This window comes from Vibrio sp. 10N.247.311.47 (assembly GCF_041467535.1).
Taxonomy (GTDB): domain Bacteria; phylum Pseudomonadota; class Gammaproteobacteria; order Enterobacterales; family Vibrionaceae; genus Vibrio; species Vibrio crassostreae_C.
This window is the reverse complement of the sequence record NZ_JBFSUR010000002.1, coordinates 192,527-217,870: the sequence shown is the minus strand read 5'-3', so window position 1 is coordinate 217,870 and position 25,344 is coordinate 192,527. Positions and strand designations below refer to the sequence as shown.

General features: G+C 46.8%; 22 protein-coding genes and 2 pseudogenes. 10 read left to right on the top strand and 14 right to left on the bottom strand.

From position 1 onward, the window contains the following. Positions 1-246 precede the first annotated feature (246 nt). From xdhA to AB6E51_RS02520, 5 genes are all read left to right on the top strand, one after another. Complete coding sequence (xdhA, locus tag AB6E51_RS02540; RefSeq protein WP_032544988.1) at positions 247-1,692, top strand: xanthine dehydrogenase small subunit; 1,446 nt, start codon at positions 247-249, stop codon at positions 1,690-1,692. Beyond that, the gene (xdhB, locus tag AB6E51_RS02535) at positions 1,685-4,090 is read left to right on the top strand and encodes a xanthine dehydrogenase molybdopterin binding subunit (protein ID WP_372057750.1); all 2,406 of its coding nucleotides are present in this window, start codon (positions 1,685-1,687) and stop codon (positions 4,088-4,090) included. The genes xdhA and xdhB overlap by 8 nt, the downstream gene beginning before the upstream one ends. 67 nt (positions 4,091-4,157) lie before the next feature. Then, positions 4,158-5,039, top strand: coding sequence for a xanthine dehydrogenase accessory protein XdhC (gene xdhC / locus AB6E51_RS02530; protein ID WP_102428171.1), 882 nt, complete (start codon positions 4,158-4,160; stop codon positions 5,037-5,039). A gap of 59 nt (positions 5,040-5,098) precedes the next feature. Then, complete coding sequence (gene guaD / locus AB6E51_RS02525) at positions 5,099-6,433, top strand: guanine deaminase (protein ID WP_372057749.1); 1,335 nt, start codon at positions 5,099-5,101, stop codon at positions 6,431-6,433. 288 nt (positions 6,434-6,721) lie between these two features. Beyond that, a complete protein-coding gene (locus AB6E51_RS02520; RefSeq protein ID WP_017089707.1) occupies positions 6,722-7,603 on the top strand; it encodes an AEC family transporter in 882 nt (293 codons plus the stop codon). Here the strand turns inward: AB6E51_RS02520 and AB6E51_RS02515 are convergent. Beyond that, the gene (locus AB6E51_RS02515) at positions 7,600-8,124 is read right to left on the bottom strand and encodes a hypothetical protein (protein ID WP_050632517.1); all 525 of its coding nucleotides are present in this window, start codon (positions 8,122-8,124) and stop codon (positions 7,600-7,602) included. The two genes, AB6E51_RS02520 and AB6E51_RS02515, sit on opposite strands and share 4 nt — an antisense overlap. 438 nt (positions 8,125-8,562) lie before the next feature. Here AB6E51_RS02515 and AB6E51_RS02510 point away from each other — a divergent pair, with 438 nt between their 5' ends. After that, complete coding sequence (locus AB6E51_RS02510) at positions 8,563-8,841, top strand: hypothetical protein (protein WP_102351827.1); 279 nt, start codon at positions 8,563-8,565, stop codon at positions 8,839-8,841. A 108-nt stretch (positions 8,842-8,949) separates the two neighbouring features. Here AB6E51_RS02510 and AB6E51_RS02505 read toward each other — a convergent pair. The 9 genes and pseudogenes from AB6E51_RS02505 to puuE form a co-directional block, all read right to left on the bottom strand. Continuing rightward, positions 8,950-9,132: pseudogene (locus AB6E51_RS02505) on the bottom strand (GrpB family protein); the annotation flags it as partial. Between the two features lie 16 nt (positions 9,133-9,148). Further along, positions 9,149-9,388 carry a hypothetical protein gene (locus AB6E51_RS02500; protein ID WP_017069070.1) on the bottom strand — a complete coding sequence of 80 codons (240 nt, stop codon included), beginning with the start codon at positions 9,386-9,388 and terminating at the stop codon, positions 9,149-9,151. 96 nt (positions 9,389-9,484) lie between these two features. Further along, positions 9,485-9,574: pseudogene (locus AB6E51_RS02495) on the bottom strand (AraC family transcriptional regulator); the annotation flags it as partial. A 47-nt stretch (positions 9,575-9,621) separates the two neighbouring features. Continuing rightward, entirely contained in the window at positions 9,622-9,894 is a 273-nt protein-coding gene (locus AB6E51_RS02490) for a DUF4282 domain-containing protein (protein WP_017064999.1), read from the bottom strand. Positions 9,895-10,306: 412 nt separating this feature from the next. Beyond that, complete coding sequence (locus AB6E51_RS02485) at positions 10,307-11,626, bottom strand: urate hydroxylase PuuD (RefSeq protein ID WP_372057748.1); 1,320 nt, start codon at positions 11,624-11,626, stop codon at positions 10,307-10,309. Positions 11,627-11,640: 14 nt separating this feature from the next. Beyond that, the gene (locus AB6E51_RS02480) at positions 11,641-12,201 is read right to left on the bottom strand and encodes an ureidoglycolate lyase (protein WP_372057747.1); all 561 of its coding nucleotides are present in this window, start codon (positions 12,199-12,201) and stop codon (positions 11,641-11,643) included. A gap of 14 nt (positions 12,202-12,215) precedes the next feature. Beyond that, positions 12,216-13,202: an allantoicase gene (alc, locus tag AB6E51_RS02475; RefSeq protein ID WP_017069066.1), complete on the bottom strand. Its 987-nt coding sequence runs from the start codon at positions 13,200-13,202 to the stop codon at positions 12,216-12,218. Between the two features lie 123 nt (positions 13,203-13,325). Beyond that, positions 13,326-13,841, bottom strand: a complete 516-nt coding sequence (gene uraD / locus AB6E51_RS02470) for a 2-oxo-4-hydroxy-4-carboxy-5-ureidoimidazoline decarboxylase (RefSeq protein ID WP_017061596.1) — start codon at positions 13,839-13,841, stop codon at positions 13,326-13,328. Positions 13,842-13,864: 23 nt separating this feature from the next. Further along, a complete protein-coding gene (puuE, locus tag AB6E51_RS02465) occupies positions 13,865-14,785 on the bottom strand; it encodes an allantoinase PuuE (protein ID WP_372057746.1) in 921 nt (306 codons plus the stop codon). Between the two features lie 426 nt (positions 14,786-15,211). Here puuE and uraH point away from each other — a divergent pair, with 426 nt between their 5' ends. From uraH to AB6E51_RS02445, 4 genes are all read left to right on the top strand, one after another. Next, positions 15,212-15,565, top strand: a complete 354-nt coding sequence (gene uraH, locus AB6E51_RS02460) for a hydroxyisourate hydrolase (protein WP_372057744.1) — start codon at positions 15,212-15,214, stop codon at positions 15,563-15,565. 260 nt (positions 15,566-15,825) lie between these two features. Then, a complete protein-coding gene (locus AB6E51_RS02455; RefSeq protein ID WP_048611821.1) occupies positions 15,826-17,169 on the top strand; it encodes an NCS2 family permease in 1,344 nt (447 codons plus the stop codon). Positions 17,170-17,393: 224 nt separating this feature from the next. Continuing rightward, on the top strand, positions 17,394-18,845 hold the full coding sequence (locus AB6E51_RS02450) for a nucleobase:cation symporter-2 family protein (RefSeq protein WP_372057743.1): 1,452 nt from the start codon (positions 17,394-17,396) through the stop codon (positions 18,843-18,845). A gap of 180 nt (positions 18,846-19,025) precedes the next feature. Next, complete coding sequence (locus AB6E51_RS02445; RefSeq protein ID WP_372057742.1) at positions 19,026-20,387, top strand: 8-oxoguanine deaminase; 1,362 nt, start codon at positions 19,026-19,028, stop codon at positions 20,385-20,387. Positions 20,388-20,473: 86 nt separating this feature from the next. Here AB6E51_RS02445 and AB6E51_RS02440 read toward each other — a convergent pair whose 3' ends face one another. From AB6E51_RS02440 to AB6E51_RS02425, 4 genes are all read right to left on the bottom strand, one after another. Next, positions 20,474-21,910 carry an amidohydrolase gene (locus tag AB6E51_RS02440; protein ID WP_136982323.1) on the bottom strand — a complete coding sequence of 479 codons (1,437 nt, stop codon included), beginning with the start codon at positions 21,908-21,910 and terminating at the stop codon, positions 20,474-20,476. A gap of 260 nt (positions 21,911-22,170) precedes the next feature. Further along, entirely contained in the window at positions 22,171-22,779 is a 609-nt protein-coding gene (locus tag AB6E51_RS02435; RefSeq protein ID WP_102332259.1) for a TetR/AcrR family transcriptional regulator, read from the bottom strand. Between the two features lie 163 nt (positions 22,780-22,942). After that, positions 22,943-24,253: a glycerate kinase gene (locus tag AB6E51_RS02430; RefSeq protein WP_372057741.1), complete on the bottom strand. Its 1,311-nt coding sequence runs from the start codon at positions 24,251-24,253 to the stop codon at positions 22,943-22,945. A gap of 187 nt (positions 24,254-24,440) precedes the next feature. Further along, positions 24,441-25,337: a 2-hydroxy-3-oxopropionate reductase gene (locus AB6E51_RS02425; RefSeq protein ID WP_102556181.1), complete on the bottom strand. Its 897-nt coding sequence runs from the start codon at positions 25,335-25,337 to the stop codon at positions 24,441-24,443. Positions 25,338-25,344: the final 7 nt, after the last annotated feature.

Genomic DNA, 25,344 nt, shown 5'->3' with positions numbered 1-25,344 from the left:
TAAAATCCTACAATTTTTGTATACATCGTTAAAAACGCATTCACACCATTAAACTCATCAAAATTCCATCAACTCTTTATAAAACAAACAAATAGATAATCAAGTAAATTGTATACAATCAAACGCAGAACCTTATTGTTGCATTCTTGTAAATAAATAGTTGACCGCAGGGTCAAGATGAATAATTATTGACCTAGAAGTCAAAAAGAATACACATGGAAATATGTCGATTTACAAGGAGGTCTCTTGATTACTTTTTTGCTCAATCAGGAAATAAGACGTGAAGATAATCTGTCGCCAAATATGACAGTGCTCAACTACCTTCGTACCAAAGTTAATAAAACGGGTACAAAAGAAGGTTGTGGGTCGGGTGACTGTGGTGCATGTACGGTAGTTCTGGGTGAAGTGGTTAATGGACAGCTGCAATACCGCTCGGTGAACTCTTGCCTAACTTTCGTTTCAGCGCTGCATGGCAAGCAACTGATCACAGTAGAAGATCTACAAAACCGAGATCGCTCTTTGCACCCAGTACAGAAGGCGGTGGTAGATTTTCACGGTTCACAGTGTGGTTACTGCACACCGGGCTTCATCATGTCGATGTTTGCACTAGGCAAGAACAAACCCGATGCAAGTAAAGAAGACGTCATGGAATCACTGGCGGGTAACTTATGTCGCTGTACTGGCTACCGACCAATTGTTGATGCTGCGATGTCACTTTCAACAGACCAGCCTTTGATCGACCAATTTGCTGAGCTTGAACGCAACACCATCAAGAAGCTAGAAAGTATTCAAGACACCGAAGCCAACTTACGCCTTGGTCACCTCACCGCTTTTTCCCCGAAAAGCACCGATGAACTGGCCAAGCTTTTTCAAGCGCATCCGAACGCTAAGCTGGTTGCTGGCGGTACGGATTTAGCACTGGAAGTGACGCAATTCCATCGCGAGATTGAAACACTGATCAGCGTGAACCTTGTTGAAGACATGAAGGTATGTGAAGAGACCGACACCGATTTAATCATTGGTGCCAACCTGCCTATCAGTGATTCTTACTCACTACTGAAAAAGCACTACCCAGATTTTGGTGAACTGTTGCATCGCTTTGCTTCACTGCAAGTACGCAACCAAGGCACCATCGGCGGCAATGTAGCCAATGCTTCACCTATCGGTGACACCCCTCCTCTGCTGATTGCCCTGAACGCGAAGATCAAACTTCGTTGCGGTGACGAGTCTCGCACAATGCCGATTGAAGATTACTTCATCAGCTACAAAGTGACAGCGCAGAAAGAGAGTGAGTTCATTGAACAGATCATCATTCCTAAAACAAGCAACGACAGCTTTCGAGCTTACAAACTGTCTAAACGTTTAGACGATGACATCTCTGCGGTGTGTGGTGCGTTTGATATTCAAATCGAAGATGGCAAGGTTTCTTACGCTCGTATCGCCTTCGGTGGTATGGCTGCAACACCTAAGCGCGCGGCGCGTTGTGAAAATACGTTATTAGGTAAACCGTGGACAGACGCTAATATTAAGTTAGCGATGCAGGAACTGTATAACGACTTTGAGCCGCTATCTGATTTCCGTGCAAGCCAAGAATACCGTTCATTGTCGGCGGCCAACATGCTGCGTCGCTACTTCATTGAACGACAGAACAAAAACAACCAAATCGAAACAAGGGTAACGTCTTATGTCTAAATCAAATTCCTCTGGTCACAAGAGCAATGCGATGACCCACGAAGAGATGGTTACCATTGCAAAACAGGACCTAAAAACTGGCGTGGGTAAAAGCGTTAAACACGACAGTGCAGCCAAGCAAGTAACGGGCGAAGCGGTATACATTGATGACCGCCTAGAGTTCCCAAATCAGCTGCATGTATACGCACGCCTGAGCACGCAAGCGCACGCTAACATCACCAAAATAGACCTATCACCGTGTTACGAATTCGAAGGTGTGGCAATTGCTATTCAAGCGAAAGACGTACCGGGTGAACTGGATATTGGTGCAATTCTTCCGGGTGACCCACTGCTTGCTGATGGCAAAGTAGAATACTACGGCCAACCTGTGATTGCCGTGGCAGCTAACGATTTAGAAACGGCACGTAAAGCCGCACACGCTGCAATCATTGAATATGAAGAACTGCCTGCGATTCTTGATGTAAAAGAAGCGCTAGAGAAAGAACACTTCGTCACAGAAAGCCACACGCAACAACGTGGTGATTCAAAAGCGGCGCTGGCAAAAGCAAAACACGTGATCTCTGGTGACCTAGAGATCGGTGGACAAGAACACTTCTACCTAGAAACTCAAATCAGTAGCGTAATGCCAACCGAAGACGGCGGCATGATCGTTTACACCTCGACACAAAACCCGACCGAAGTTCAAAAATTGGTTGCGGAAGTGATTGGCGTACCGATGCACAAAGTCGTGATTGATATGCGTCGTATGGGCGGTGGTTTCGGTGGTAAAGAGACTCAAGCAGCCTCTCCAGCGTGTATGGCCGCGGTTATTGCCCACCTTACAGGCCGACCTACAAAAATGCGTTTGCTACGCAGTGAAGACATGCAGCAAACCGGTAAACGCCACCCATTCTACAATCAATATACGGTCGGTTTTGACGACAACGGTGTGATTCAAGGTGCCGACATTACCGTTGCAGGTAACTGTGGTTACTCACCAGACTTATCAAGTTCTATCGTCGATCGTGCGATGTTCCACTCAGACAACGCCTACTACCTAGGTGATGCAACTGTGGTTGGTCATCGATGCAAAACCAATACCGCATCGAACACCGCTTACCGTGGCTTTGGTGGCCCGCAAGGCATGATGACCATCGAGCACATCATGGACGAGATTGCGCGTTACCTGAAAAAAGATCCTTTGGAAGTACGTAAGGCGAACTACTACGGCGAAGAAGGCCGTAACGTGACCCATTACTACCAAACCGTTGAAGACAACTTTTTACCTGAGATAACCGAACAGCTTGAACGCAGCAGTGACTATCACGCACGTCGTAAAGAAATCGCTGAGTTCAACAAGCAGAGCCCTATCTTGAAGAAAGGCCTTGCTATCACACCGGTGAAATTCGGCATCTCGTTTACTGCGACTTTCTTGAACCAAGCAGGTGCGCTCATCCATATCTACACCGATGGCAGTATTCATTTGAATCACGGTGGTACGGAAATGGGGCAAGGCTTGAACATCAAAGTGGCACAAATCGTTGCACAGGAGTTCCAAGTCGATGTCGAACGTATCCAGATCACCGCTACAAACACAGACAAAGTTCCGAACACATCACCAACCGCAGCCTCATCGGGCGCCGACCTCAACGGTAAGGCCGCGCAAAACGCCGCAATAACCATTAAGCAGCGCCTGATCGACTTCGCTTCTTCGCACTTCAAAGTGTGGCCTGAAGAAGTGGTGTTTAAAAACGGCATGGTGCAGATCCGCGATGAGATCATGACCTTCAACTCATTTGTTGAACTGGCTTGGTTCAACCAAATCTCGCTATCAAGCACTGGCTTCTATCGCACTCCGAAGATCTATTACGATCACGAGAAGGCGCGTGGTCGTCCGTTCTACTACTACGCCTATGGTGCTTCTTGTTCAGAAGTCATCATCGATACCCTGACTGGCGAGAACAAGATTCTGCGTGTCGATATTCTGCATGACGTAGGCGCTTCATTGAACCCGGCGATTGATATCGGCCAAGTCGAAGGTGGCTTTGTACAAGGTGTCGGTTGGTTAACAACGGAAGAGTTGGTGTGGAACCAGCAAGGCCGCTTGATGACCAATGGCCCTGCAAGTTACAAGATCCCTGCGATTGCTGATATGCCAATTGATTTCAGAACGCACCTTTTAGAAAACCGTAACAACCCAGAAGACACCGTCTTCAACTCGAAAGCCGTGGGTGAACCGCCTTTCATGTTGGGTATGTCGGTATGGAGCGCACTGAAAGACGCCATTAGCTATGTCGCCGTCGATGGCGCGATTCCTAAGCTCAACACACCTGCAACGCCAGAGCGTATTTTGATGGCGATTCAGGAAGTCTCTGAAACAGCCCCGACTTCGGTCGATGCTCAATCAGAAACGGCTTAGAGCTGACAGATATGGCATAGGGCGTAATAAACAGCTTAGGAAGCACAGAAGGGATTTAGGAGGACATATGTTTAAGGATAATTGGATTCACGAACTGGCAAAGCTGGAAGAGAGCTACGAACCGTGTGTGATGGTGACGGTTCTTGAAGACAGAGGCTCAGTGCCACGTGATGCGGGCACCAAGATGCTTGTCACTCGTGACCGAATCATCGCTACGATTGGTGGTGGTCACCTTGAACATGTGGCCACTAAAATGGCTCGAGAGATGCTGATTGCCAGTGAAAAGTCGCTCAAAGTGGAACGTTTTAACCTAGGCGCTCGTTTGGGCCAGTGTTGTGGCGGAATGGCAACATTAAGCTTTGAACCGATTGGCACTCAGCAGAATCACCTTGTGCTGTTTGGCGCTGGGCACGTTGCCAAAGCGCTGCTGCACATTGTCGCGACTCTGCCCTTCCGTGTGACCTGGATTGATGAACGTGAAGAAGTGTTCCCTGAAACGCTGCCACACGGTGTTAAAAAGCTTGTCTCAGACGACCCAGTCGGTGAAGTGAAACACATGCAACCAAACAGTTATTACCTTGTGATGACCCACAACCACCAGCTCGATTTTGACCTAACCAAAGCCATTATTGACCGTGAAGACAGCCGTTACTTTGGCATGATCGGCTCGCTTACCAAGCGTAAGAAGTTCGACTTCCGCTTAGAGCAGCGCGGCTACAGCCAAGAACAAATCGAAACCATGCTTTGCCCGATTGGCATTAGCGCCGTGAATGGCAAACATCCTGCCGAAATTGCGGTATCGGTTGCGGGTGAACTGATCGCACACTATCAAGGCCAAGCGCTTGAACAAAAGCGCCCAACCAAACAATATCGAAATCAGGGTTTGACCGATCAACACAGTCAACCAAGCGACGTAGGCGAACCACCATTGGAAGAGAAGATCGCCTAACACAAGTCGCAAAGCTTCAGTGGCCATAACGTCGCTGAAGTCATTAAAAGGAAGTAAACATGACAACGCAACGCAAAGCTTATCGCGCCAGTATTTTACACAGCGTCGCCGACCCAAAAGATGTCGGTATCGATGAGTCTTACGACTATTTTGAAGACGGCGTTTTAGTGGTTGAGAACGGCCATGTCGTCGACTTAGGCCATGCCGATGAGGTATTGGCTCGCCAACCTAAAACACTCGAAGTAAAAGAATACAAAGACAAGCTGATCACCTCTGGCTTTATTGATACGCACATCCACTACCCTCAAACAGGGATGATCGCGTCTTACGGTGAGCAGCTACTAGATTGGTTAGAGAACTACACCTTCCCAGAAGAAAAACGCTTTAAAAACCCAGTCTATGCACACAAAGTAGCGAAGCTATTCCTAGACGAATTAGCAAGCAACGGTACCACCACTGCACTCGTGTTCGGTACCGTGCACAAAGAGTCGGTTAACGTGTTCTTTGAAGAAGCTGAGAAGCGCAACCTACGCATGATCGCAGGTAAGGTATTGATGGATCGCAATGCGCCTGATTACCTCACAGATACACCAGAATCTGGCTACGCAGACTCCAAGGAACTGATTGAGAAATGGCATAACCGCGGCCGACTACTTTATGCTGTGACGCCTCGTTTTGCGCCAACCAGCACACCAGAGCAACTTGCTACTGTCGGTAAACTGCTAGAAGAATATCCAGACGTGTACATGCACACTCACCTTTCTGAAAACGAGAAAGAGATCGAGTGGGTGAAATCGCTGTTCCCAGAGCGCGACAGTTACCTAGATGTCTATGACCATTACGGACTACTTCACAAACGTTCGGTATTTGCCCATGGTATTCACTTGTCTGACTGCGAATGTAAGCGCCTAGCGGATACTGAATCTGCCATCGCCTTCTGCCCAACTTCTAACCTTTTCTTAGGCTCGGGTTTGTTCCGATTACCAGAGATGGAAGAGCACGGCATTCGTGTCGGTGTCGGTACTGATGTAGGCGCAGGCACCAGCTTCTCAATTCTTCAAACCATGAGTGAAGCGTATAAGATCATGCAGTTACAGCATAAGAAGCTGCACCCGGCTAAATCGCTGTTCTTGGCAACACTAGGCGGTGCACGTTCACTGCATCTAGAAGACAAGATTGGTAACTTGGAAGTCGGAAAAGAAGCGGATTTCGTGGTGTTGGATCTACACGCAACTCAGCTGATGCGCTTTAGAATGGAACAAACCACCAAGCTTGAAGAAAAACTTTTTGTATTGATGAGCTTAGGTGACGACAGAACCGTTAGCGAGACTTACATCTACGGCGAAAAAGCTTATGACGTGAATTTCAAAGATTACAAAAAGCTCGTTAGTTAGGCTTAAAACCGAGTAACAATCGCTAGACAGCGACAAGCCGTCGTTAATTAAAAATCCGTCCAGATTTATCTAGCCTTTAAAGACCAGTTGCTGATGCCACTGGTCTTTTTTGTGCTTCATTCAAAGAAATATAAATTAACCGTTCACAAACAACGATCTTCGGTGACGCCAAGTCATTATATTGATAGGTTAATGTTTATACATATCGACTTCATACTTCACTTTAGCATCTCTCTAAAACATTCGTTTCTCAGCTAAATGGAAGCACTCAATCTAGAAAGGAATTCTATGTTCGAACAGGTCGTCAGCATTCTGTTTCCCGTTTTTGCTTTAGCCAGTGCTGGCTTTGCGGTCGGTCGTTGGCTCAAGCCCGATTTCAAACCGATCAATCGCATCAACATGGATGTGTGTATTCCTGCGCTAGTGTTTGCCTCGCTGACCACCATGCCTCTCGACACCGAACAACTGCCACTCATCACCGCCTCTTTGGTCGCGGTGTTGGTGCCCGCTTTATTGATGATACCAATCTGTAAGATCTTTAAGCTCAACTTCAAAGCTTGGGCGCCGCCACATATGTTCCGCAACAGTGGCAACCTGGCCATTCCCCTGTTCACCTATACCTTTGGTGAGAGTGCATTAGCCCCTGCGGTATTGCTGTTTGTGGTATCGGCATGCGTGCACATTAGTGTCGGTTTAGCGCTACTAAGCGAAGGTAATCCGATCAAACAGATCCTCAAGATGCCGATATTCTTAGCCGCAGCATTAGCGATGACGCTCAACCTGTCTGGAATTGCAGTCTGGAATCCAATCTATGAAGCCACATCGCTACTCGGCCAAGCAGCCGTGCCTATCATGCTGCTGTCGTTGGGCTCGCAAATGGTCAACTTGAAGCTAAGCGGACTCAAAGTAGGCTTGTTGTGCACGGCTCAATCACTATTTACTGGCGCCATCGCCTTTACCATCATCTACTTCTTTATCCCGCTGCCTACGCTGCACCTACAAATGATGGTGCTGTTCACCATGTTGCCACCTGCCGTGATGAACTACCTGTTTGCAGAACGCTTCAATGTCGAGCCGCCTAAAGTCGCATCTATGGTGTTGTTCGGCAACTTCCTGAGTGTTGTCACCTTACCTATATTGCTGTCGTTCGCGCTGTCTATGTCGAGCTAATTATTTGCGCACTTATCCAGTTTAAGCTCTGCCGTCACTTTAGTAAGGCGCAGAGCTATTGCGAAACAGACTAAGTAAGGGCTCACATACCAGAAGAGGCTTTCTAGTGGCTGCTTCACCTGTGCTTCTCTGGTTTTTATGTATTGGTTTTTCTGCTTCTCATACTGACTCAGCATACCATCCACCCACACTGCATCGCTTTCAACCAGCGACACGCTCGGCGCAGGAACCGTAAAATCCGATGCGTTCGGTAACAAGGTGAAATCGACATCTTTGAACGTGATTGCCGTATTCAAATACCACAAACACGCTTCGTGGTGCTGAGCGTGACTATCTAAAGATGGCTGACCGGTGCAGGTATCACTTCTTAATTTATCCAAAGAAAACTGCTGAACCGATTCTAAAATCGCAACTGCTCTGGTTTGTTCGGTTTCAACCCAATCACCCGCTACTTTCGCACGAATCTCAGACACTGCACCCAGCATCCCGATACCCGCCAAGAACGGCCATAGATAATCCATAAGCTTCCATTTGCGTCGGCTCAAGTTGAACCCACACCAAATCGGAAGATGAAAAAGGAGCGTTAGCCCAAGCGATAGCAAAACGAAATTCAAAGAGCTAGAGAGCATGAGTTGGCTATCAAAGAAGTTCTTCATAATGAGAGACTTGCCTGTATAACAAAGAGAAATTTGATACTAAATTCGATATTTGAAAGGAGTGTAAGGGGAAAGTAAAAACAGCACAAAAAGTAGTGTAATAAACAATAGAGCGATATTCCTCCCTATATATCTCAGATCAAACCATAAACCAAACACAATAAAACCGGAAGATTCATTAACCCAGTAAATATCAGATCACAAAACAATCAATCAAATCAAATATTTAACTAAATTCTTGACTAAAAATAAGATAGATATAGAGTGCGCGAATAACAACTAAATGCATAAGGAAGCATAATTATGAATGACGCAATTCAACAAGCTCGCATACAAAACAAAATGAAAAATCCTATGATAGCGCTACTGTTAGGTTTTGTAATACCAGGAGGCGCTCAGATGTATGCAGGGAGCGTCATGTGGGGAGTTGTTAACTTAATTCTCATCGTAGTTTGCGCGATCACCGTTATTGCTTCTCCAGTATCATTTATTTTATGGATAGTTTCGCTTTTCCTAGGTTACAAGGGCACCAAAGCTTATAACGATTCAGTTCTTGATAAAGCAGAATCTGCAGAATCATAATCAATAAATGTTGGTAGTCTAACTTCACTAGGCTATCAACATTTAAGTTCCACTCATAGTCAATAACACTGACCACTGCAAGGCCACATCATCAGCAGATGTGGATTACAACATACCAAGTTCAACACCTACGAAGATATCTAGATCGCCCTTAGACACGGCAGATGGAATCGAAGAGGCTCCTACATGCTCAACTCTCGCGTTAGGGATTAGCTTTTTGATGTCACGTTCGTATCGGACAAACAGCTCGTTGCAAGCTGCTTGGTATTGCTCCGCGGGGTAAATTTTCATATATCCTTACTCCGAATCACAAACTATTGAACACACCAATTGCTAACAGAAACAATACGATGCTAATAGCTCCAATATAAGAGATTCTGGTTCGCTCTTTTTCAGTTGGAATCAATGGGGGGAAGCGCCCTAATGTGAATACTTTACAGACTATCCAGCCAGCTCCGTAACCAATGAACTCAATCAATATCGACTGAAACATATACCTAAAGAATGAGCTCAATGCCCTAAAATACGCGACTATCAAGTCTTCCATTTTTTGTCCTAACTAAAGTCAATTTGGACTAAAAATGCCATGGGTAGAGATTCATATCAAGAACCTTATACAGGACTGCGCACGCAATGAATCAGTTTAAACGTAAGTACTTACTATCGACATGCAATGATTCACAGAGTCTTCTTTCTCACCAACAGGCGCAACATAGTGAATTGCAGCTTCGGCATGTTAGACAGCTAACATCGAAGTGTTAGCTGTCACGCATCTGAATACTAGGCTTCAGTCTCGCCTTTTAAGTCCTTTAGAGACTGCAGGTTTTCATTAATTTTGAAGATAACTATCATCAATTCACACCAAATTCTCGCACCTATAGCGCCGCCTAATATCGTAAACGCACCAAGAATAAACTTCTCAAATGTTACGCCTCCATATCCTCCAAACATGGTTGCTAGTCCTGAAACTACAGCGATTAGCAACAACAACCAATATAGGCCAGTAACTAACTTAGGAGTTAACATTGAGTCGAACGAAAAAACTGATTTCATTACTATATTTCCTTATTTTTTATGAAATTTATACTTGGGTATCTAACTAGTTCTTTGTGAATATTCGCAATCAAAAGCTTTGAATTTCAACAAGCTTTCCTTTCAGAACATACACATACCAAACATACAGCCTAAATTTCATGACCAACAACAATTTATATGCAACTAAATATGTCATGTAACGCAAATATCGAACTCACGTCGGTGGGTTCATAAAACTATTAAGGATGCATACTAATAAAGTTTCTAATATGCCTTTGTCCAAAAACAACAAAAAGCCCCGGTTATAGGAACCGGGGAAACAGGGTAGGATGAGTTTGGCGCGTGCCCGTAAACCAAACTCTCCCCAAGCCTCACCTAAGACTCATGCTCTTAGGTAAAGGATGCTGAGTACTTTTATTACAAAGTATGATTATTGAAGCGTAGCGCCTTGCTCTACCCAAGTACCGATGAGTGCGCGTTCTGCATCGGTCATTTGAGTCATGTTGCCAAGCGGCATCACCTTGGTTGTTACGGTTTGAGCAACAATTCTTGGTACGTTGGCTTTAATCTCTTCTGGGGTATCAAACATCACACCGGCTGGCGCAGCAGCAAAAGCGGCGTGGCTCGGGGTTGAGGAGTGACACACAGAACAGCGCTCTTGAATGACTTTGTTGATGGTTTCAAAGCTGACACCTGCGCTAGCCGTTTGCATTGCGTGGTCTGCAGGTACAGCTTGAGAACTAGTCGTCGTTGACGCTGTGTCGTTTCCAGCAAGCTCTTCTGTCGCTGATTCAGTCGCGCTGACTTGCACTTCTTGAACCACAGGTGCTTGCACAACCGGAGTCATCTGTTTTTTCGCGTAAGGTGAAGTCACAAACGCAAGCGTGATCATACCCAATGCCGCTACTGGTACTGTCCATGCAAACTTCTGGCTACCATGACGGGTATTGAAGTAGTGGCGCACCAAGATACTGAAAATCGCTAGCCCAGCAAGGATCAGCCAGTTGTATTCCGAGCCATAAGTGCTTGGGAAGTGGTTACTGATCATGATGAACAGCACTGGCAGGGTCATGTAGTTGTTGTGACGAGAACGCAGTAGACCTTTCGCTGGCAATGCCGGATCCGGTTCGCGCTTCTCTTCAATCGCTTTCACCAAGTTACGTTGTGCAGGCATGATAACGCGGAATACGTTACCCACCATGATGGTACCAATGATTGCACCCACATGAATGTAAGCACCACGGCCACTGAACACTTGAGTTAGGCCGTACGTCGCAGCGACGAGCAGCAAAAACAGCACAACGCCAAGCAACACGGGGGTTTTACCTAATGGTGAGTCACACAGTAAGTCATAGATAAACCAACCGGCAACGAATGAACCAATACCAATCGCGATTGCCGTTGTTGAATCAAGGCCAGAGCCCGGTGCAATCAGGTAAATCTCAGCGTTGAGGTAGTAAACCACACCCAGCAGACACACACCGGTGATCCACGTGAAGTAAGCTTCCCATTTAAACCAGTGCAGGTGCTCTGGCATCTCTGGTGGCGCAAGTTTGTACTTCTCTAGGTGATAAATACCACCGCCGTGAATTGCCCATAAGTCGCCTGAAAGGCCAGTTTTAGGGTTAACTCGGTTAAGGTTGTTCTCTAACCAAACAAAGTAAAATGATGCGCCTATCCACGCAACACCAACAATCATGTGAATCCAGCGAATCGCTAAATTCAACCACTCTGTAATATGCGGATCCATAATAAACTCCTGTATCACAACGCTTTAGCTAAGCGTTGCTCTTCCTTGTTGTCTTCCGTTGGCAAGTCTTCCAAATGCAATGCCACTCTATCGTTCTCGAAATAAACTTCGTCACAGTTATGTCCTTCTCCGCCTCTATCGACGATCAAGAACTGGTCTTGATCGGTGAGGGCGAGCACTGGGTGATGCCACACCCCTTTGTGATAGTTCACTCCTTGACGACCGTTGCTCAAGAAAGCTCGGCTATTGGCTAATGTTGGATCGTCGCCTTTTGGCGCAACAACAATTAAATAGGGTTGACCAAGTAATGGAATGAATGCCTGAGAGCCAAGTGGATGACGCTCTAACATTTTGATAGTCAGTGGGTAGCTCAACGGTGTGGCTTGGAAGATGCTGATGATCGCTTCTCCCTCTTGGTCTTGCACATCCGTTGTCGCTAGCTTGTGGTAGCGACGTGTTGATCCACTGTTGATCATGAAGAAATCACTATTATCGGACTCGATAACATCGCCAAACTCTGCAAAAGCCTGCTTGGTTAACGGTTCGATGGATAAACGACGTATTCCATTACTCATACTCATTTCCTTACCTATTTCGCTTTCGTACCAAACAGACGCAAACGGCTGATACCACCATCTGGGAATATGTTTGCACGTACGTGGGTAATCGCACCAAGGTCGTTTACCTCAGAAATGAATTCGTGAATCTCATGCGCTTGCAGCTTTTGTGCAGGCAACAGTTCACGCCAGAATAGGCTTTGTGTTTCTACTTGGTCGTCGGTACCGCCCTTCACGTAAGCCGCTTGAATTGAACAACTGTCTGGGTAATTACCTTTGAAGTGGGCTGTATCAACAACGATGCGTTCGATGTTACCTGGGTGGCCTAGTGCCACGATAACCCAGTCGTTACCCGGTGTACGACGACGTGCTGTTTCCCAGCCATCACCCATGTTTTCACCGCGGCCTGGGCCTAAGATGTTGGCTTTGTTGCCGTAGTGCTCGTCGCTACATGCGAGTGCTCGGCCACCGTGTTCAACGGCTGCTAGGTCAACTTGTTGCTGAGAATCAATTGCGTCCCAATCCACACTTGGTCGGCCATAAACACGTAAACGCGCGACACCGCCGTCTGGGTAGATGTTCAAACGTAGGTGCGTAAATACTTGGTCACTTTCGATGTCTTCAAGATGATGATGATCACCCTGTAGTGCCATTGAAGGCAGAATTTCTTGCCACTCTGTTGAATCTGTTGGCTCACCTTGTGGTGAATAACACGCGTCGATTGATGCCGAAGGTGGGAAGTTACCTGTGAAGAATGAGGTATCAATATCAACGCCAGCAATGGTGCCAGCTAGGCCAAGGCGAACGACACAGTAGTCGTAACCTTCGCCGCGTTTGCGTCTGCTTTCCCAGCCGTCCATCCACTTGCCGTTGTCGTCATATAAGTCGTCTTTCCACTCTGGCGCTGCGTGGCTGAGTAGACGGCTTTTATCTGCGAAAAAATCGTCGGTTGCGAAGATAGCTTCTGCGCCGAGTTTTTCGTCTGCAAGGTTTATGTACTGTTCAAATTTATGGGTCATGTCCGTGTAATCCTATGAAATTAATCAAGTAATAATAAAATGAGAACTTAGTGGCTTATGTTTTTACAAATCAAACCTTTAACGCACTAAGACTGGGCTGAGATAGCTGTTAACTCCGTTAACTTACATATCCCAGAGACGAAACATCGCGATCTTGTTGATCTCTTGAATCGCCGTAGCAAACTCAGTTTCACTATCATTTCCTAATCGCATCTCGAACGACTCAAGAATTTGGTAACGATTGGCTCCCTTCACCGCCATGATAAAAGGGAAATTGAAGCGACTTTTGTAGCTGTTGTTGTAAGAAGTGAATTTTTCAAATTCTTCGGCGCTGCACTGGTCGATGCCCGCCCCCGCTTGTTCTTTGGTCGACGACTCGGTGAGTTCGCCGTTTACTGCTGCTCTGCCCGCTAAATCTGGGTGAGCATTGATCAAAGCCAACTGTTTGCCTTGGTCGGCATTTAACAAGGTTGATGCCATTTTTAGATGAAGATTCTCGATATGATCATCTTCGGCATTCAAACCTTGGTCATAAACCGCTTCAGCAACCCATGGGCTGTGTTCGTACACATCAGCAAAGTGCGCGACAAAGGTATCGCGGTTCATGGTTGTTGGTTGGCAAGATCGAAATTCAGTCACGTTAAGCCTCCTTGCTGTTCGTTCTAATTTTGTTGTTCGTTGTATGGGTGATGTTGGTGCCAGTGGTTGGCGATATCGATTCGACGACATAGCCACACGCTGTCATGCTGTTTTACGTAATCTAAGAAACGTCTTAATGCAGCAATACGACCGGGACGACCAATAAGACGACAATGCAGCCCAACCGACATCATTTTCGGTGCGGTTTCGCCTTCCATATAAAGGGTGTCAAACGTGTCTTTCAGATATTGGAAGAACTGCTCACCAGAGTTAAAGCCTTGCGCCGTTGAAAAACGCATGTCGTTCACATCAAGTGTATAAGGGATCACCAATTGCGGATGACCAGTCTCGGTGTGCCAATAAGGCAGGTCATCATCATAGGCATCTGAGTCATAAAGAAAACCGCCCTCTTCTGCAACCAAGCGACGCGTATTTGGCCCAGTTCGACCTGTGTACCAACCTTTTGGGCGTTGACCCGTCACTTGTTGGATGATCTCGATCGCTTTAGTCATGTGGTCGCGCTCTTCTGACTCATCAATGTATTGATAGTCGATCCAGCGATAACCGTGGCTACAAATTTCGTGGCCCGCTTCGACCATAGCTTTGGCAACGTCTGGGTGACGCTCAATCGCCATTGCGACAGCAAATACGGTCAGTGGGATTTCATATTCATCGAACAAGCGAAGAACACGCCACACACCCGCACGGCTACCATATTCATAGATGGATTCCATGCTCATGTGACGTTCGCCTTTGATCGGCTGTGCTGACGGGATCTCTGAGAGAAAGGCTTCAGACTCGTCGTCTCCATGTAACAAACAACGCTCACCGCCCTCTTCATAGTTCAATACAAAAGAAACCGCGACGCGCGCATTACCTGGCCATTGAGGGTTGGGAGGGTTAGCTCCGTAACCGATCAAATTTCTTGAATAATCCTTATTCATCCAAGTACTCCTAACATAAGTGGTTGGCTTAGCCGCTCTTTAGCTGGTTCATCAATATGATTCTTCTATTGGTGATTCCGCTATTGGTTATTTCAAAACCGAGTAACCTTACCCCTGTACATTTATTGTATACAATTATTTATCTCAATGTAAAGATTTTGTTATTCAAGTTAAATTTTGTTACTTTTGTAATTTAAAAACAATAACTTAACAAATCACAACCTCACCAAAAAACGATAATCAGGATCTATAAAGCCAGAAAAAAAGACACAATAGTTTACATTTTTCCAACAATTCGCTTTACTAATTGTGTACAGTTCGTACATAGTTAGTGATAACAAAGTGACCAGTTGCACTCTTTTGCAAGGTCGAAACAGACAGATAAACCACGGAACAGAGGAGCGCCAAAAGCGCTATTAAAGGACTATGGGAAGATTAACAACACACGTATTAGACACCACACACGGCTTGCCTGGCGCAGAGATCAAGGTAGAGCTTTATAAGGTAAACGAAGACTCAACAGAAAAGCTGGCGACGGTAATCACTAACTCCGATGGCCGAACCGATGCGCCGATTCTGGCAGGGAATGATTTCCGACCGGGGAAATATCAATTGGTATTCTATGTAGCCGACTACTACAAAAACAAAGGTGTGGAATTGGATGGCGTGCCTTTCCTAGACGATGTGGTTATTCGCTTCGGCTTGGATGATCCCGATGCGCACTACCACGTTCCGCTTTTAGTCTCACCATACAGTTTCTCGACTTATCGGGGCAGTTAGTCCCGTGACCTAGAACTTCGAACTAGGCTCAATCACCAAATATTAAACAGATTCACGTGTACACCCCAAAGGTGTACACCCCAAAGGTGTGCACCCACTAAACACGCTCATATAAAAATACTAACAACGTTATTAGTTAGAAGTTGATGACTAAACAACAGATAACTAAAGAAATAACGGCTAGGAAAAAACCTTAAAACTTAATATTGAAATCTCGCTGTATTCAATAAATGGATCACAACATAAAAGGACTTGCTGACATGAGTGAGAGTAAAACAGAAATACTCAACCAAGATGCGAACAACGGAATTTTAGAGAAGTTTTTTAAAATTAAGGCCCACGGAAGTAGCGTAAAAAATGAGTTAGTCGGTGGTGTCACTACCTTCGCAACCATGGCTTACATCATCTTCGTGAACCCACAAATCATGGCCGCTTCAGGCATGGATTCAGGCGCGGTATTCGTCGCGACCTGTATTGGTGCTGCGATCGGTTGTTTGTTAATGGGGCTATTTGCGAATTGGCCTGTCGGACTTGCGCCGGGCATGGGCTTGAACGCCTTCTTCTCGTTCACAGTAGTAAGCGAAATGGGCTACAGCTGGGAAGTGGCACTGGGTGCGGTGTTTATCTCCGGTATCTTGTTCGTCGGGATGAGCTTTTACAAAGTCCGCCAATGGATCATTGAAAGTATCCCTGTGAGTTTACGTTACTCCATGACTGCGGGCGTTGGTTTGTTCTTAGGTCTAATTGGTCTTAAAACAGCAGGTATCGTCGTCGAAAACCCAGCAACACTGGTATCACTAGGTGACTTCACTAAACCTGAAGCGCTACTGGCCGCTATCGCTTTCCTTATCATCGCTGTTCTTAGTGAGCGTAAAGTATTTGGTGCGGTGTTAATCGGTATTTTGAGTGTAACGCTCGTCGGTATGATGCTTGGCTTAGTGCATTACAACGGCTTCTTCGCGGCTCCACCAAGCTTAGCGCCTACGTTCCTAAAAATGGACATTATGGGCGCTCTCGATGTTTCAATGATCAGCGTTATCTTGGCTTTCCTTTTTGTAAACATGTTCGATACCGCGGGTACTTTGATGGGCGTGGCTGAGCGTGCAAACCTAACTAACCCTGAAACAGGAAAAATTGAAGGCCTAAGCAAAGCGCTTAAAGCCGACAGTATTTCAAGTGTGGCAGGTGCGTGTGTGGGTTGTCCGCCAGTAACCAGTTATGTAGAAAGTGCAGCAGGCGTTGCAGCAGGCGCACGAACAGGCCTATCAGCGATTGTGGTTGGCGTGTTGTTCTTAGCAGCGATTTTCCTATCGCCACTTGCAGGCATGATCCCCGCTTACGCTACCTCTGGCGCGTTAATTTACGTAGCGTTCGTGATGATGAGCAGCATGCAGCACGTGGATTGGAAAGACTTCACCAACGGTGCTCCCGCAGCCATTACAGCGTTAATGATGCCTCTGACCTTCTCTATCGCGAATGGTATCGCATTGGGTTTCATTACCTACACAGTGCTTAAGTTGGCGACAGGTAAAACCAAAGATGTGTCTATCTCGATGTACTTCCTAGCGGCTATCTTCATCGCCAAGCTAGTGTTCATCGGTTAACCCTAAAGCTCCTGAGCAGTCATTTCTTGATTGCTCACAACGTTGCTTGGCTGGTTCGCAAGCCAAGCAACAACATGATTTTTAAGAAAGCTAATTGCATTGATGACGAGAGAGCAGAAACCCTACCGATTCAGTGCACTTTTTTATGACCCTACGCAGTTTGTAGAAGTCATTATTTGACCGCCAATCGCCTGTAAACGGAAACGCAGGCAGAGGAATATCAAATGAAACTTCTGTACACCCTTAATGAAAGACCGCCCCATGGGCTAACCCTTCTACTTGCTTTACAACACATGCTCGCCTCGATTGGTGGCATCGTCGCTGTCCCGCTTATTGTCGGTGCTTCTATCGGCCTACCTAACACAGAGATCGTTTCACTGATCAATGCGGCGCTATTGGCTTCTGGTATTGTGACCGTCGCTCAATGTCTTGGTTTCGGCCCTGTCGGTATTCGATTGCCCGTGGTGATGGGTTCGAGCTTTGCCTTTTTGGGCGTCGCCATTTCAATCGGCAACGAAGGCGGTGTCGCCGCAATCATGGGCTCAGCGCTTATCGGCTCGTTCGTGGTGATTGGTGCCAGCTTCTATATGGACAAGGTTCGGAAACTATTCCCAACCGTGGTAAGTGGTGTAGTGGTTACCTTAATCGGCTTAACCATTTTACCGGTTGCCATGAACTGGGTCGGAGACTCTCCTGCCAACACAGAACAATTCGCCACACTACCTAAACTGTTTCTAGCCCTTGTATCGCTAGGCATCGTGGTCGGCGTATCGGTTTACTGTAAAGGCGCGGTTGCCGCTTCGGCCATCGTGATTGGTTTAGCGGGCGGCTACATTGTGGCGCTGTCACTCGGCATGGTCGACCTTGAGCAAATCAGCTCTGCCGCTTGGGTTGGCGGACCTGAGCCCTTCAAATATGGCTTTACCTTTTCTGCGAGTGCCATCATCAGTATGAGCTTGGTGTACATAGTGGTTATCGCCGAAGCTACGGGTGATTTCATGGCATTAGGCAACAACTGCCAAACCCAAGTCAGCGGTAAAGACTTAAAACGTGGGCTGCTAGGCGATGGACTTGGTAGTACCTTATCTTCGATTTTAACGGCAATGCCACTGGCATCGTTCAGTCAAAACGTCGGCATTGTAGGTATCACAGGTGTAGCAAGTCGCTATGTAGTGGCTGCAACAGGTGGCTTGCTGATTTTAGGTGGATTATTCCCGAAATTGGCCGCTATTGCCGTCACGATTCCGAAACCCGTATTAGGCGGCGTCGGCTTTGTGATGTTCGGAATGATTGCTTACGCGGGTATCCGCATGTTGATCAAGGCCGCAGACACCAAGCGAAATGCCTTGGTAATCTGTGTGGGTTTGGCGTCTGGCTTGGCCGTAACTTTCGAGCCAAGATTGCTGCAACACTTGCCGCATGATCTAGCGAACTTTCTTCATTCTGGCATTACAACAGGCACCATCATGACGGTTGTTCTAAACCTTGTGTTGCCGAAATCTTCACGAGCAGAAGAGCAAGAAGCACTGGCCGAAAGCCAAGCGCAAGTTGAGCTAGAAATGAAAGAGCAAGCTGAAGAAGAACGACACTCAGACGAGCAATTAGAGATTCAACAAGCAAGTACAGAAGCAGACGTTCAAGCGGCATCAGATAACCCTGAGCCCAAAGTGAACTAACTGATTCACTGATTCACTGATTCACTGATTCACTGATTAGCGTAAAACCGATTTCCGTAGGATCAGGGCTGATTAGAGCATTAAACGTTTTAACGCCCTGATTCGAATTTATCTTTCACTACAAATACCAATAAAGACCCTCTTCCCTGAAAAGGCTGAGATGGCTAAGGACTACTATGAATGGAAACCATCTGGATTAAGAATCCTCTCGCAATCTACACCGGCTCACTGGCTGATGCAGAAGGCGGAATTGTCATTAAAGGTAATACAATCATTGAGCTGGTTGGCAAACACAAAGAACCGACCTTACCCGTAGATTACAGCGTCGACGCCTCTCGTCATGTTGTGACTCCTGGGCTTATCAATGCGCACCACCACTTCTATCAAACCTTAACTCGTGCCTACCCCGGCGCACTCAATAAAGAACTCTTCCATTGGCTACAAAGCCTCTACCCAGTTTGGGCCAACCTCGATTCGGAGATGATGAGCCTCGCAACAGAGCTTGCTCTGGTTGAGCTGATGATGTCGGGCTGTACCACTGCTTCCGATCACCATTACTTGCTACCAGACGGGCTTGAGCACGCTATTGATTTGCAAGTCGAGGCCGCAGAGAAACTGGGCGTTAGAGCGATATTTACCCGAGGTTCCATGAGCCTAGGGGAAGATGAGGGTGGATTGCCACCAAGACACACCATTCAAACCGAACAAACCATCATTGATGACAGCCAGCGCTTGATTCGTGATTACCACCAGCGTGATGAAGGGGCGATGATTCAAATCGCGCTCGCGCCTTGTTCGCCGTTCTCAGTCACTACCGACCTGATGAAAGAGACCGCCAAGATCAGTGAGCGTGAAAACGTCATGATGCACACGCACCTATGCGAAACGCTCGATGAAGAAGACTTCTGTATAGAGAAGTTTGGCTTGCGCCCAGTTGATTACCTAGAAGATGTGGGTTGGCTGAACGAGCGCACTTGGCTCGCTCATGGTATTCACTTCAATCCAGAAGAGATCAAACGTTTGGGTAAAGCAGGCATTGGTATCAGTCACTGCCCAACTTCCAATATGATGTTGGCTTCCGGTATTTGTAAAAACAACGATCTAGAAGCAGCAGGCGTAAAAGTCGGGCTAGGTGTGGATGGTTCGGCCTCAAACGACGGCTCTAATATGATTGCCGAAGTGCGCATGGCGATGTATCTACAACGCCTGCAATATGGTTCCGCCAACGTTTCACACTTTGATGCATTGCGCTGGGCGACATCCGGTTCTGCCGCGGCAATGGGCAGAACCGACATTGGTACACTAGAGGTTGGCAAACAAGCCGATATCGCGATGTTCAAGCTCGATGATATTCGTTTTTCTGGCAGCCACGACCCACTGGCCGCATTACTACTTTGTGGTGCTCAACAAGCGGATAAAGTGATGGTTGCAGGTAAGTGGCGAGTGAACGATGGCGCTGTGATTGGCGTAGACATGGAACAACTAATGCACCGCCACCATGCAGCTGCAATGAAGCTAGGTAAACTGGCGATGAATAATTAAATACTCTCTAACTAGAAAAGCGAAAAAAGGCCGACGTGATGTCGGCCTTGTTCATTCAGTTCGATTTTTAGAAACCGATTTACATCTTAATCCATCAAGCTCTTCGACTTAATCGCCTTCTTAGAAAGCTCTTTGGCAAAGGCTTTGATATCTGTTTCAAACTCATCGACGCTTTGGCGGATTTCATCCAGTTGAACGGTTTGCATTACACGGTTTTCCATTACGATTTGGCCGTTCACAATCGTCGTGTCGATGTTGCTTGGGTTCGCTTGGTAAACCAAGGTCGCGTAAGGGTCGTAATTTGGCATCATGTTCGCTGATGTTGTCTCTACAATCACGATGTCTGCCTTCTTACCCGCTTCAAGAGAACCGATTTGATCTTCCATGTGTAGGGCTTTCGCGCCACCTAATGTCGCCATCTCGATAACTTGCTCAGGAATCATGATAGTGCGGTCAGAATGCTTTAAACGTTGCATGTTCGCTGCGTAGCTTAATGTGCGCATGATATCGACTTGGTTAGAGCTCATTGGGCCATCTGTTCCTAAGCCTACTCGCATGTCAGCACGGTACATATCCCATGCTGGTGCGATGCCAGTTGCACCTTTAGCGTTCGCCATTGGGTTGTATGAGATCCCTGCGTCAGCTTGCTTTAGAAGCTTTTGATCGTTCTCCGAAAGATGGATACCGTGAGCAATGACTACGCGCTCGTCCAGCACACCAATTTCATCCATGTATTCGACTGGCGATGTTGCCTTAGTTTCATCTTTGATGCGTTTCTCTTCATTTGGGAATTCAGCAACGTGAATCAGCACCGGCACATCGTATTGAGCAGACAGCTTGTTGATTTCTTGCAGCTTATCTTTGCTCACGGTGTACACCGCGTGTGGTGCATAAGCGGGAGTGATTAACTCATCGTTTTTGTACTGCTCGATAAAACCTTTGGCATATTCAATTCCACCATAAGGTTCTTTGGCATCGACCACTGGGAACTTAATCACGGTTTCGCCCAGCACAGCACGCAAACCAACTTCTTTGGTTGCCTTGGCCATTTCGTCCATGTGGTAATACATATCGGCATAAGTGGTTACACCGCTTTGAGCCAATTCGATAGAGCCTAGCTTGGTCGCGTTGTAAATCAATTCACGGCTTAGTTTTTCTGCTTCAAGTGGGAAGAAGTAAGCGAACAGACGATTCGAGATGCCCTCTTCCCCTAAGCCACGAAACGCTATCATAGGTAAATGGTTGTGTGCGTTCACCATGCCCGGCATAACGATTCCATCTTGGGCATCAATCACTTTTTCTGCGCGATATTGAGTCATTAAATCCTCGGTACCGACTGCGATGATCTGGTCGTTTTTCACTACAACAACACCATCTTCAATCACATCCATTTCTGAATTGATGGTGAGAACCTGTCCGTTGGTGATGATCAGATCAGCGTTGTATGTTTGCGTCGCGACCGTTGAACCGCAACCTGCAAGCAGAACTGCGCTGATGGTGCATGCCAAGCTTTTAAGCGTCATTGCTAAACCTTAATGTTGTGCGTGTAATATTGTTAGCGGCTTCATCTATAAGTTTCCAGCTTTTCGCTTTTCGCTTTTCGCTTTTCGCTTTTCAGAAGAGTAAGTGCCGCCAATTTTCGCGATACTATAACCTGTCATTTAAATAAAATGGCATACCTAATCGAACCGAATTCAAGATAAATGAGTTATTGCACAACAGGTCACAAAAGAGGTTCTGTGCTTATAGTCACTCACACACCTAGATAAACGTTCAAACAACATTAGCTTTTCACACCACAGCCTTTAATCACTAACTGTGTGATGAACTGAGCGGCATCGGCATAGTCTTTATCATCGAGTTGGTCCTTCTGCATCACGCTGCAAATCTGCCAGCCAAAATCGGCGTAGGTTTGAGTTGCCGCCCAGATGGTAAACATCAGGTGATGAGCGGGAACATCGTCCATTAGGCCCTGCGCCGACCATGTCGAGAACTTATCAAGAATCATCTGGGATTGCTTATACAGCTCGTCACCAATCTCTTTCGGCAATACTTTAGCGCCAGACATCACTTCATTGGCAAATACCTTAGAGGCATGTGGATGATCGCGAGAAATGATCAGCTTGGTTTGAATATATTGAGACAAGGCTTCAACAGGATCGCTGAGCTCTTCAATCGGACGAGACGCTTCTAGTAAAGGCTGAGTGACGGTTTCAAGCACAGCGTTGTAGAGCTTATCTTTTGAGCTGAAATAATAGAATACGTTAGGCTTGGGAATGTCGGCCGCTTTCGCGATATCGGCCATTTTTGTTGCAGCATAACCATGAGTGGCGAATTGTTCACACGCGACTTCGATGATTAAATCTTGATTCTTTTGTCTGATCCTAGACATATTGCATCCTTTACAGCTCGTTACTAAAATCATAGTAATCAACGTGCTTCATTAGTCCAGAAGATAATTTCAGAACTCAAGGTCACCGCATTGATAACAATAAAATGGCCGCTCTATTTGTTAAGAAGCGACCATTCCATACTGTGTTTTTGAACTGTTCAAATTAAAGAATCAATATCGCGCGGAAGTCATTCACATTGGTCAGCGTCGGCCCCGTGGTAAGAAGCACATCGACTTGTTCGAAGAAATCGTAACTGTTATTCGCATCGAGGTAATCTTGCGCTTTAAGCGACAGGCTCGAACCTTGTTGCCATGTTTGAGGTGTGATCCACGCGCCCGCATTGTCTTCCACGCCATCAATCCCGTCGGTATCAGCAGCCAATGCAAATATGTTGTCTTGGCCTTTGAGCTCGTTATATAGGCTCAACAAGAACTCACAATTACGCCCACCGCGACCCTTGCCTTTAACGGTTACTGTGGTTTCGCCACCGGAAAGTATCACGCAAGGCGTCTCAAATGGGTGCTTATGATTGGCGACTTGCTTAGCCAGCGCAGCGTGAACTTTCGCGACATCTCGCGCTTCTCCCTCTATACAATCACTCAACACATAAGCAGGAATACCCAATCCTTCAGCCTCTGCCGCAGCAGATTCCAATGCCGACATCGGGGTGGCGATAATATGGTGCTCGGCGTTTTTCCAACATACGTCATCTGGCTTTACGGTTTCTGACTCTGGATTATTTAACCATTCAAATGCCGTGCGTGGTGTTTCTATTTGGTAACGCTCTAAAATTGCCATCGCATCAAAACGCGTGGTGGTGTCGGGTACGGTTGGGCCAGAGGCAATCACACTAATGCCATCGCCCGGCACATCTGAAATCGCCAAAGATACGACTCTTGCTGGGTAAGCAGCCTTTGCTAGTCGCCCACCTTTAATCGAAGATAAATGCTTGCGAACACAGTTCATCTCATCAATGGCAGCGCCTGACTTGAGCAACGCCTTATTGATTTGTTGCTTCTCTGCTAGGCTGATGTCACCACCGGGCAAACTTAGCAAAGCAGAGCCACCGCCTGACAGTAGGCAAATAACCGTGTCGTCAGCACTCAAACCACTCACCAATTGCAGCATACGTTGGCTTACCTCTAAGCCCATCGCATCTGGTACTGGATGCGCCGCTTCAATCACCTCAATGTGTTCGCAAGGTGCGGTGTGCTCATAACGAGTCACCACTAAGCCTTCAAGATCACGCAGTGCGAGATCTTGCTGTTTCTTTGCCTGCCAAACCGCTTCAAGCTCTGCGGCCATCGACGCGGCTGCTTTTCCTGCTCCTATCACCACAGTACGCCCGGCTTGATTAGCAGAGCGATAAAAAATGTCTTGAGGAAGAAAAGGTTCGATGTGATTTTTAGGTAGCGCCTGATTAACAGCACTTGAGAAAAGGGTTTGTAGAAACTGCTTAGCATCAATGTCCATCAGCCACTCCTTAGTTGACGGAGAAAAAAAGAACCCCGATACAAGGCCAAAGGGTGCCTGCTAAGATCAAGTTGGAAAGGAACAACTTCAACCTCTGCCTCGTATCAGGAACGCGTATAAAAGGAGACGAAACTACGCGATTTATAAACAAACTGTTGGGCTACGAATCGATAGCAGCCTTAATTAATTAGCGAATCGAGTGGTCAGAACGTTTCTCAATCGCTTGGATAAGCGCAGAGTGGTCCCAACCTTCACCGCCCATTTCGGCACACTCGCCAAACAGCTCTTGTGCATTTGCCGTGTTCGGTAGCGCAACCCCTAGCTCTTGTGCGCCCGTTAGCGCTAAGTTGAGGTCTTTTTGGTGAAGCGAGATTCTAAAGCCTGGATCAAAGGTACCTTCAACCATACGCTCGCCATGCACTTCCAATATCTTAGAGTTAGCAAAGCCACCTAATAGCGCCTGACGTACGCGTGCTGGATCGGCACCGGCTTTCGAAGCAAATACGAGCGCCTCAGACACGGCTTCGATATTCAGAGCAACGATGATTTGATTTGCGACCTTACAGGTTTGACCTGCACCGTTATCACCCACCAGCGTGATGTTCTTACCCATGATTTCAAATAGAGGTCGCGCTTTATCGAAGGCATCTTGCTCGCCGCCCACCATGATAGTCAGCGCTGCATTGATCGCGCCCACTTCACCACCTGATACCGGTGCATCAAGGTATGAAGCACCACCTTCATTGATTCGCGCTGCAATTGCTTTGGTCGCGATTGGCGAGATCGAACTCATGTCGATAACCAGTTTCCCCGTTGCGCCACCCGCCGTTAGGCCTTTCTCGACGCCGTTGTCACCAAACAGGACATCTTCAACTTGTGGTGTATTCGGCACCATTAAGATAACGATATCTGCTGCTTCAGCCGCTTCCGCTGGTGAATGACAGACCGTTGCGCCCGCTGCCACAAGGTCGGCAGGTGCTGCATTAAAGTGATCCGACAGAATCAAATCGTGACCTGCTTTTTGAAGGTTACTCGCCATAGGTTTACCCATGATGCCAGTTCCGATAAATGCAATTTTAGACATGTTGTTC

What these genes read in the sequence shown, in the direction of transcription:
- xdhC (WP_102428171.1), top strand. Translation starts at nt 4,158, where the DNA reads ATGTTTAAGGATAATTGGATTCACGAACTGGCAAAGCTGGAAGAGAGC.
- AB6E51_RS02450 (WP_372057743.1), top strand. Translation starts at nt 17,394, where the DNA reads ATGAAACTTCTGTACACCCTTAATGAAAGACCGCCCCATGGGCTAACC.
- AB6E51_RS02500 (WP_017069070.1), bottom strand. Translation starts at nt 9,388, where the DNA reads ATGGAAGACTTGATAGTCGCGTATTTTAGGGCATTGAGCTCATTCTTT.
- AB6E51_RS02425 (WP_102556181.1), bottom strand. Translation starts at nt 25,337, where the DNA reads ATGTCTAAAATTGCATTTATCGGAACTGGCATCATGGGTAAACCTATG.
- AB6E51_RS02520 (WP_017089707.1), top strand. Translation starts at nt 6,722, where the DNA reads ATGTTCGAACAGGTCGTCAGCATTCTGTTTCCCGTTTTTGCTTTAGCC.
- uraH (WP_372057744.1), top strand. Translation starts at nt 15,212, where the DNA reads ATGGGAAGATTAACAACACACGTATTAGACACCACACACGGCTTGCCT.
- AB6E51_RS02455 (WP_048611821.1), top strand. Translation starts at nt 15,826, where the DNA reads ATGAGTGAGAGTAAAACAGAAATACTCAACCAAGATGCGAACAACGGA.
- AB6E51_RS02515 (WP_050632517.1), bottom strand. Translation starts at nt 8,124, where the DNA reads ATGGATTATCTATGGCCGTTCTTGGCGGGTATCGGGATGCTGGGTGCA.
- AB6E51_RS02440 (WP_136982323.1), bottom strand. Translation starts at nt 21,910, where the DNA reads ATGACGCTTAAAAGCTTGGCATGCACCATCAGCGCAGTTCTGCTTGCA.
- AB6E51_RS02485 (WP_372057748.1), bottom strand. Translation starts at nt 11,626, where the DNA reads ATGGATCCGCATATTACAGAGTGGTTGAATTTAGCGATTCGCTGGATT.
- alc (WP_017069066.1), bottom strand. Translation starts at nt 13,202, where the DNA reads ATGACCCATAAATTTGAACAGTACATAAACCTTGCAGACGAAAAACTC.
- AB6E51_RS02480 (WP_372057747.1), bottom strand. Translation starts at nt 12,201, where the DNA reads ATGAGTAATGGAATACGTCGTTTATCCATCGAACCGTTAACCAAGCAG.
- xdhB (WP_372057750.1), top strand. Translation starts at nt 1,685, where the DNA reads ATGTCTAAATCAAATTCCTCTGGTCACAAGAGCAATGCGATGACCCAC.
- AB6E51_RS02435 (WP_102332259.1), bottom strand. Translation starts at nt 22,779, where the DNA reads ATGTCTAGGATCAGACAAAAGAATCAAGATTTAATCATCGAAGTCGCG.
- AB6E51_RS02430 (WP_372057741.1), bottom strand. Translation starts at nt 24,253, where the DNA reads ATGGACATTGATGCTAAGCAGTTTCTACAAACCCTTTTCTCAAGTGCT.
- AB6E51_RS02445 (WP_372057742.1), top strand. Translation starts at nt 19,026, where the DNA reads ATGGAAACCATCTGGATTAAGAATCCTCTCGCAATCTACACCGGCTCA.
- guaD (WP_372057749.1), top strand. Translation starts at nt 5,099, where the DNA reads ATGACAACGCAACGCAAAGCTTATCGCGCCAGTATTTTACACAGCGTC.
- puuE (WP_372057746.1), bottom strand. Translation starts at nt 14,785, where the DNA reads ATGAATAAGGATTATTCAAGAAATTTGATCGGTTACGGAGCTAACCCT.
- AB6E51_RS02510 (WP_102351827.1), top strand. Translation starts at nt 8,563, where the DNA reads ATGAATGACGCAATTCAACAAGCTCGCATACAAAACAAAATGAAAAAT.
- AB6E51_RS02490 (WP_017064999.1), bottom strand. Translation starts at nt 9,894, where the DNA reads ATGAAATCAGTTTTTTCGTTCGACTCAATGTTAACTCCTAAGTTAGTT.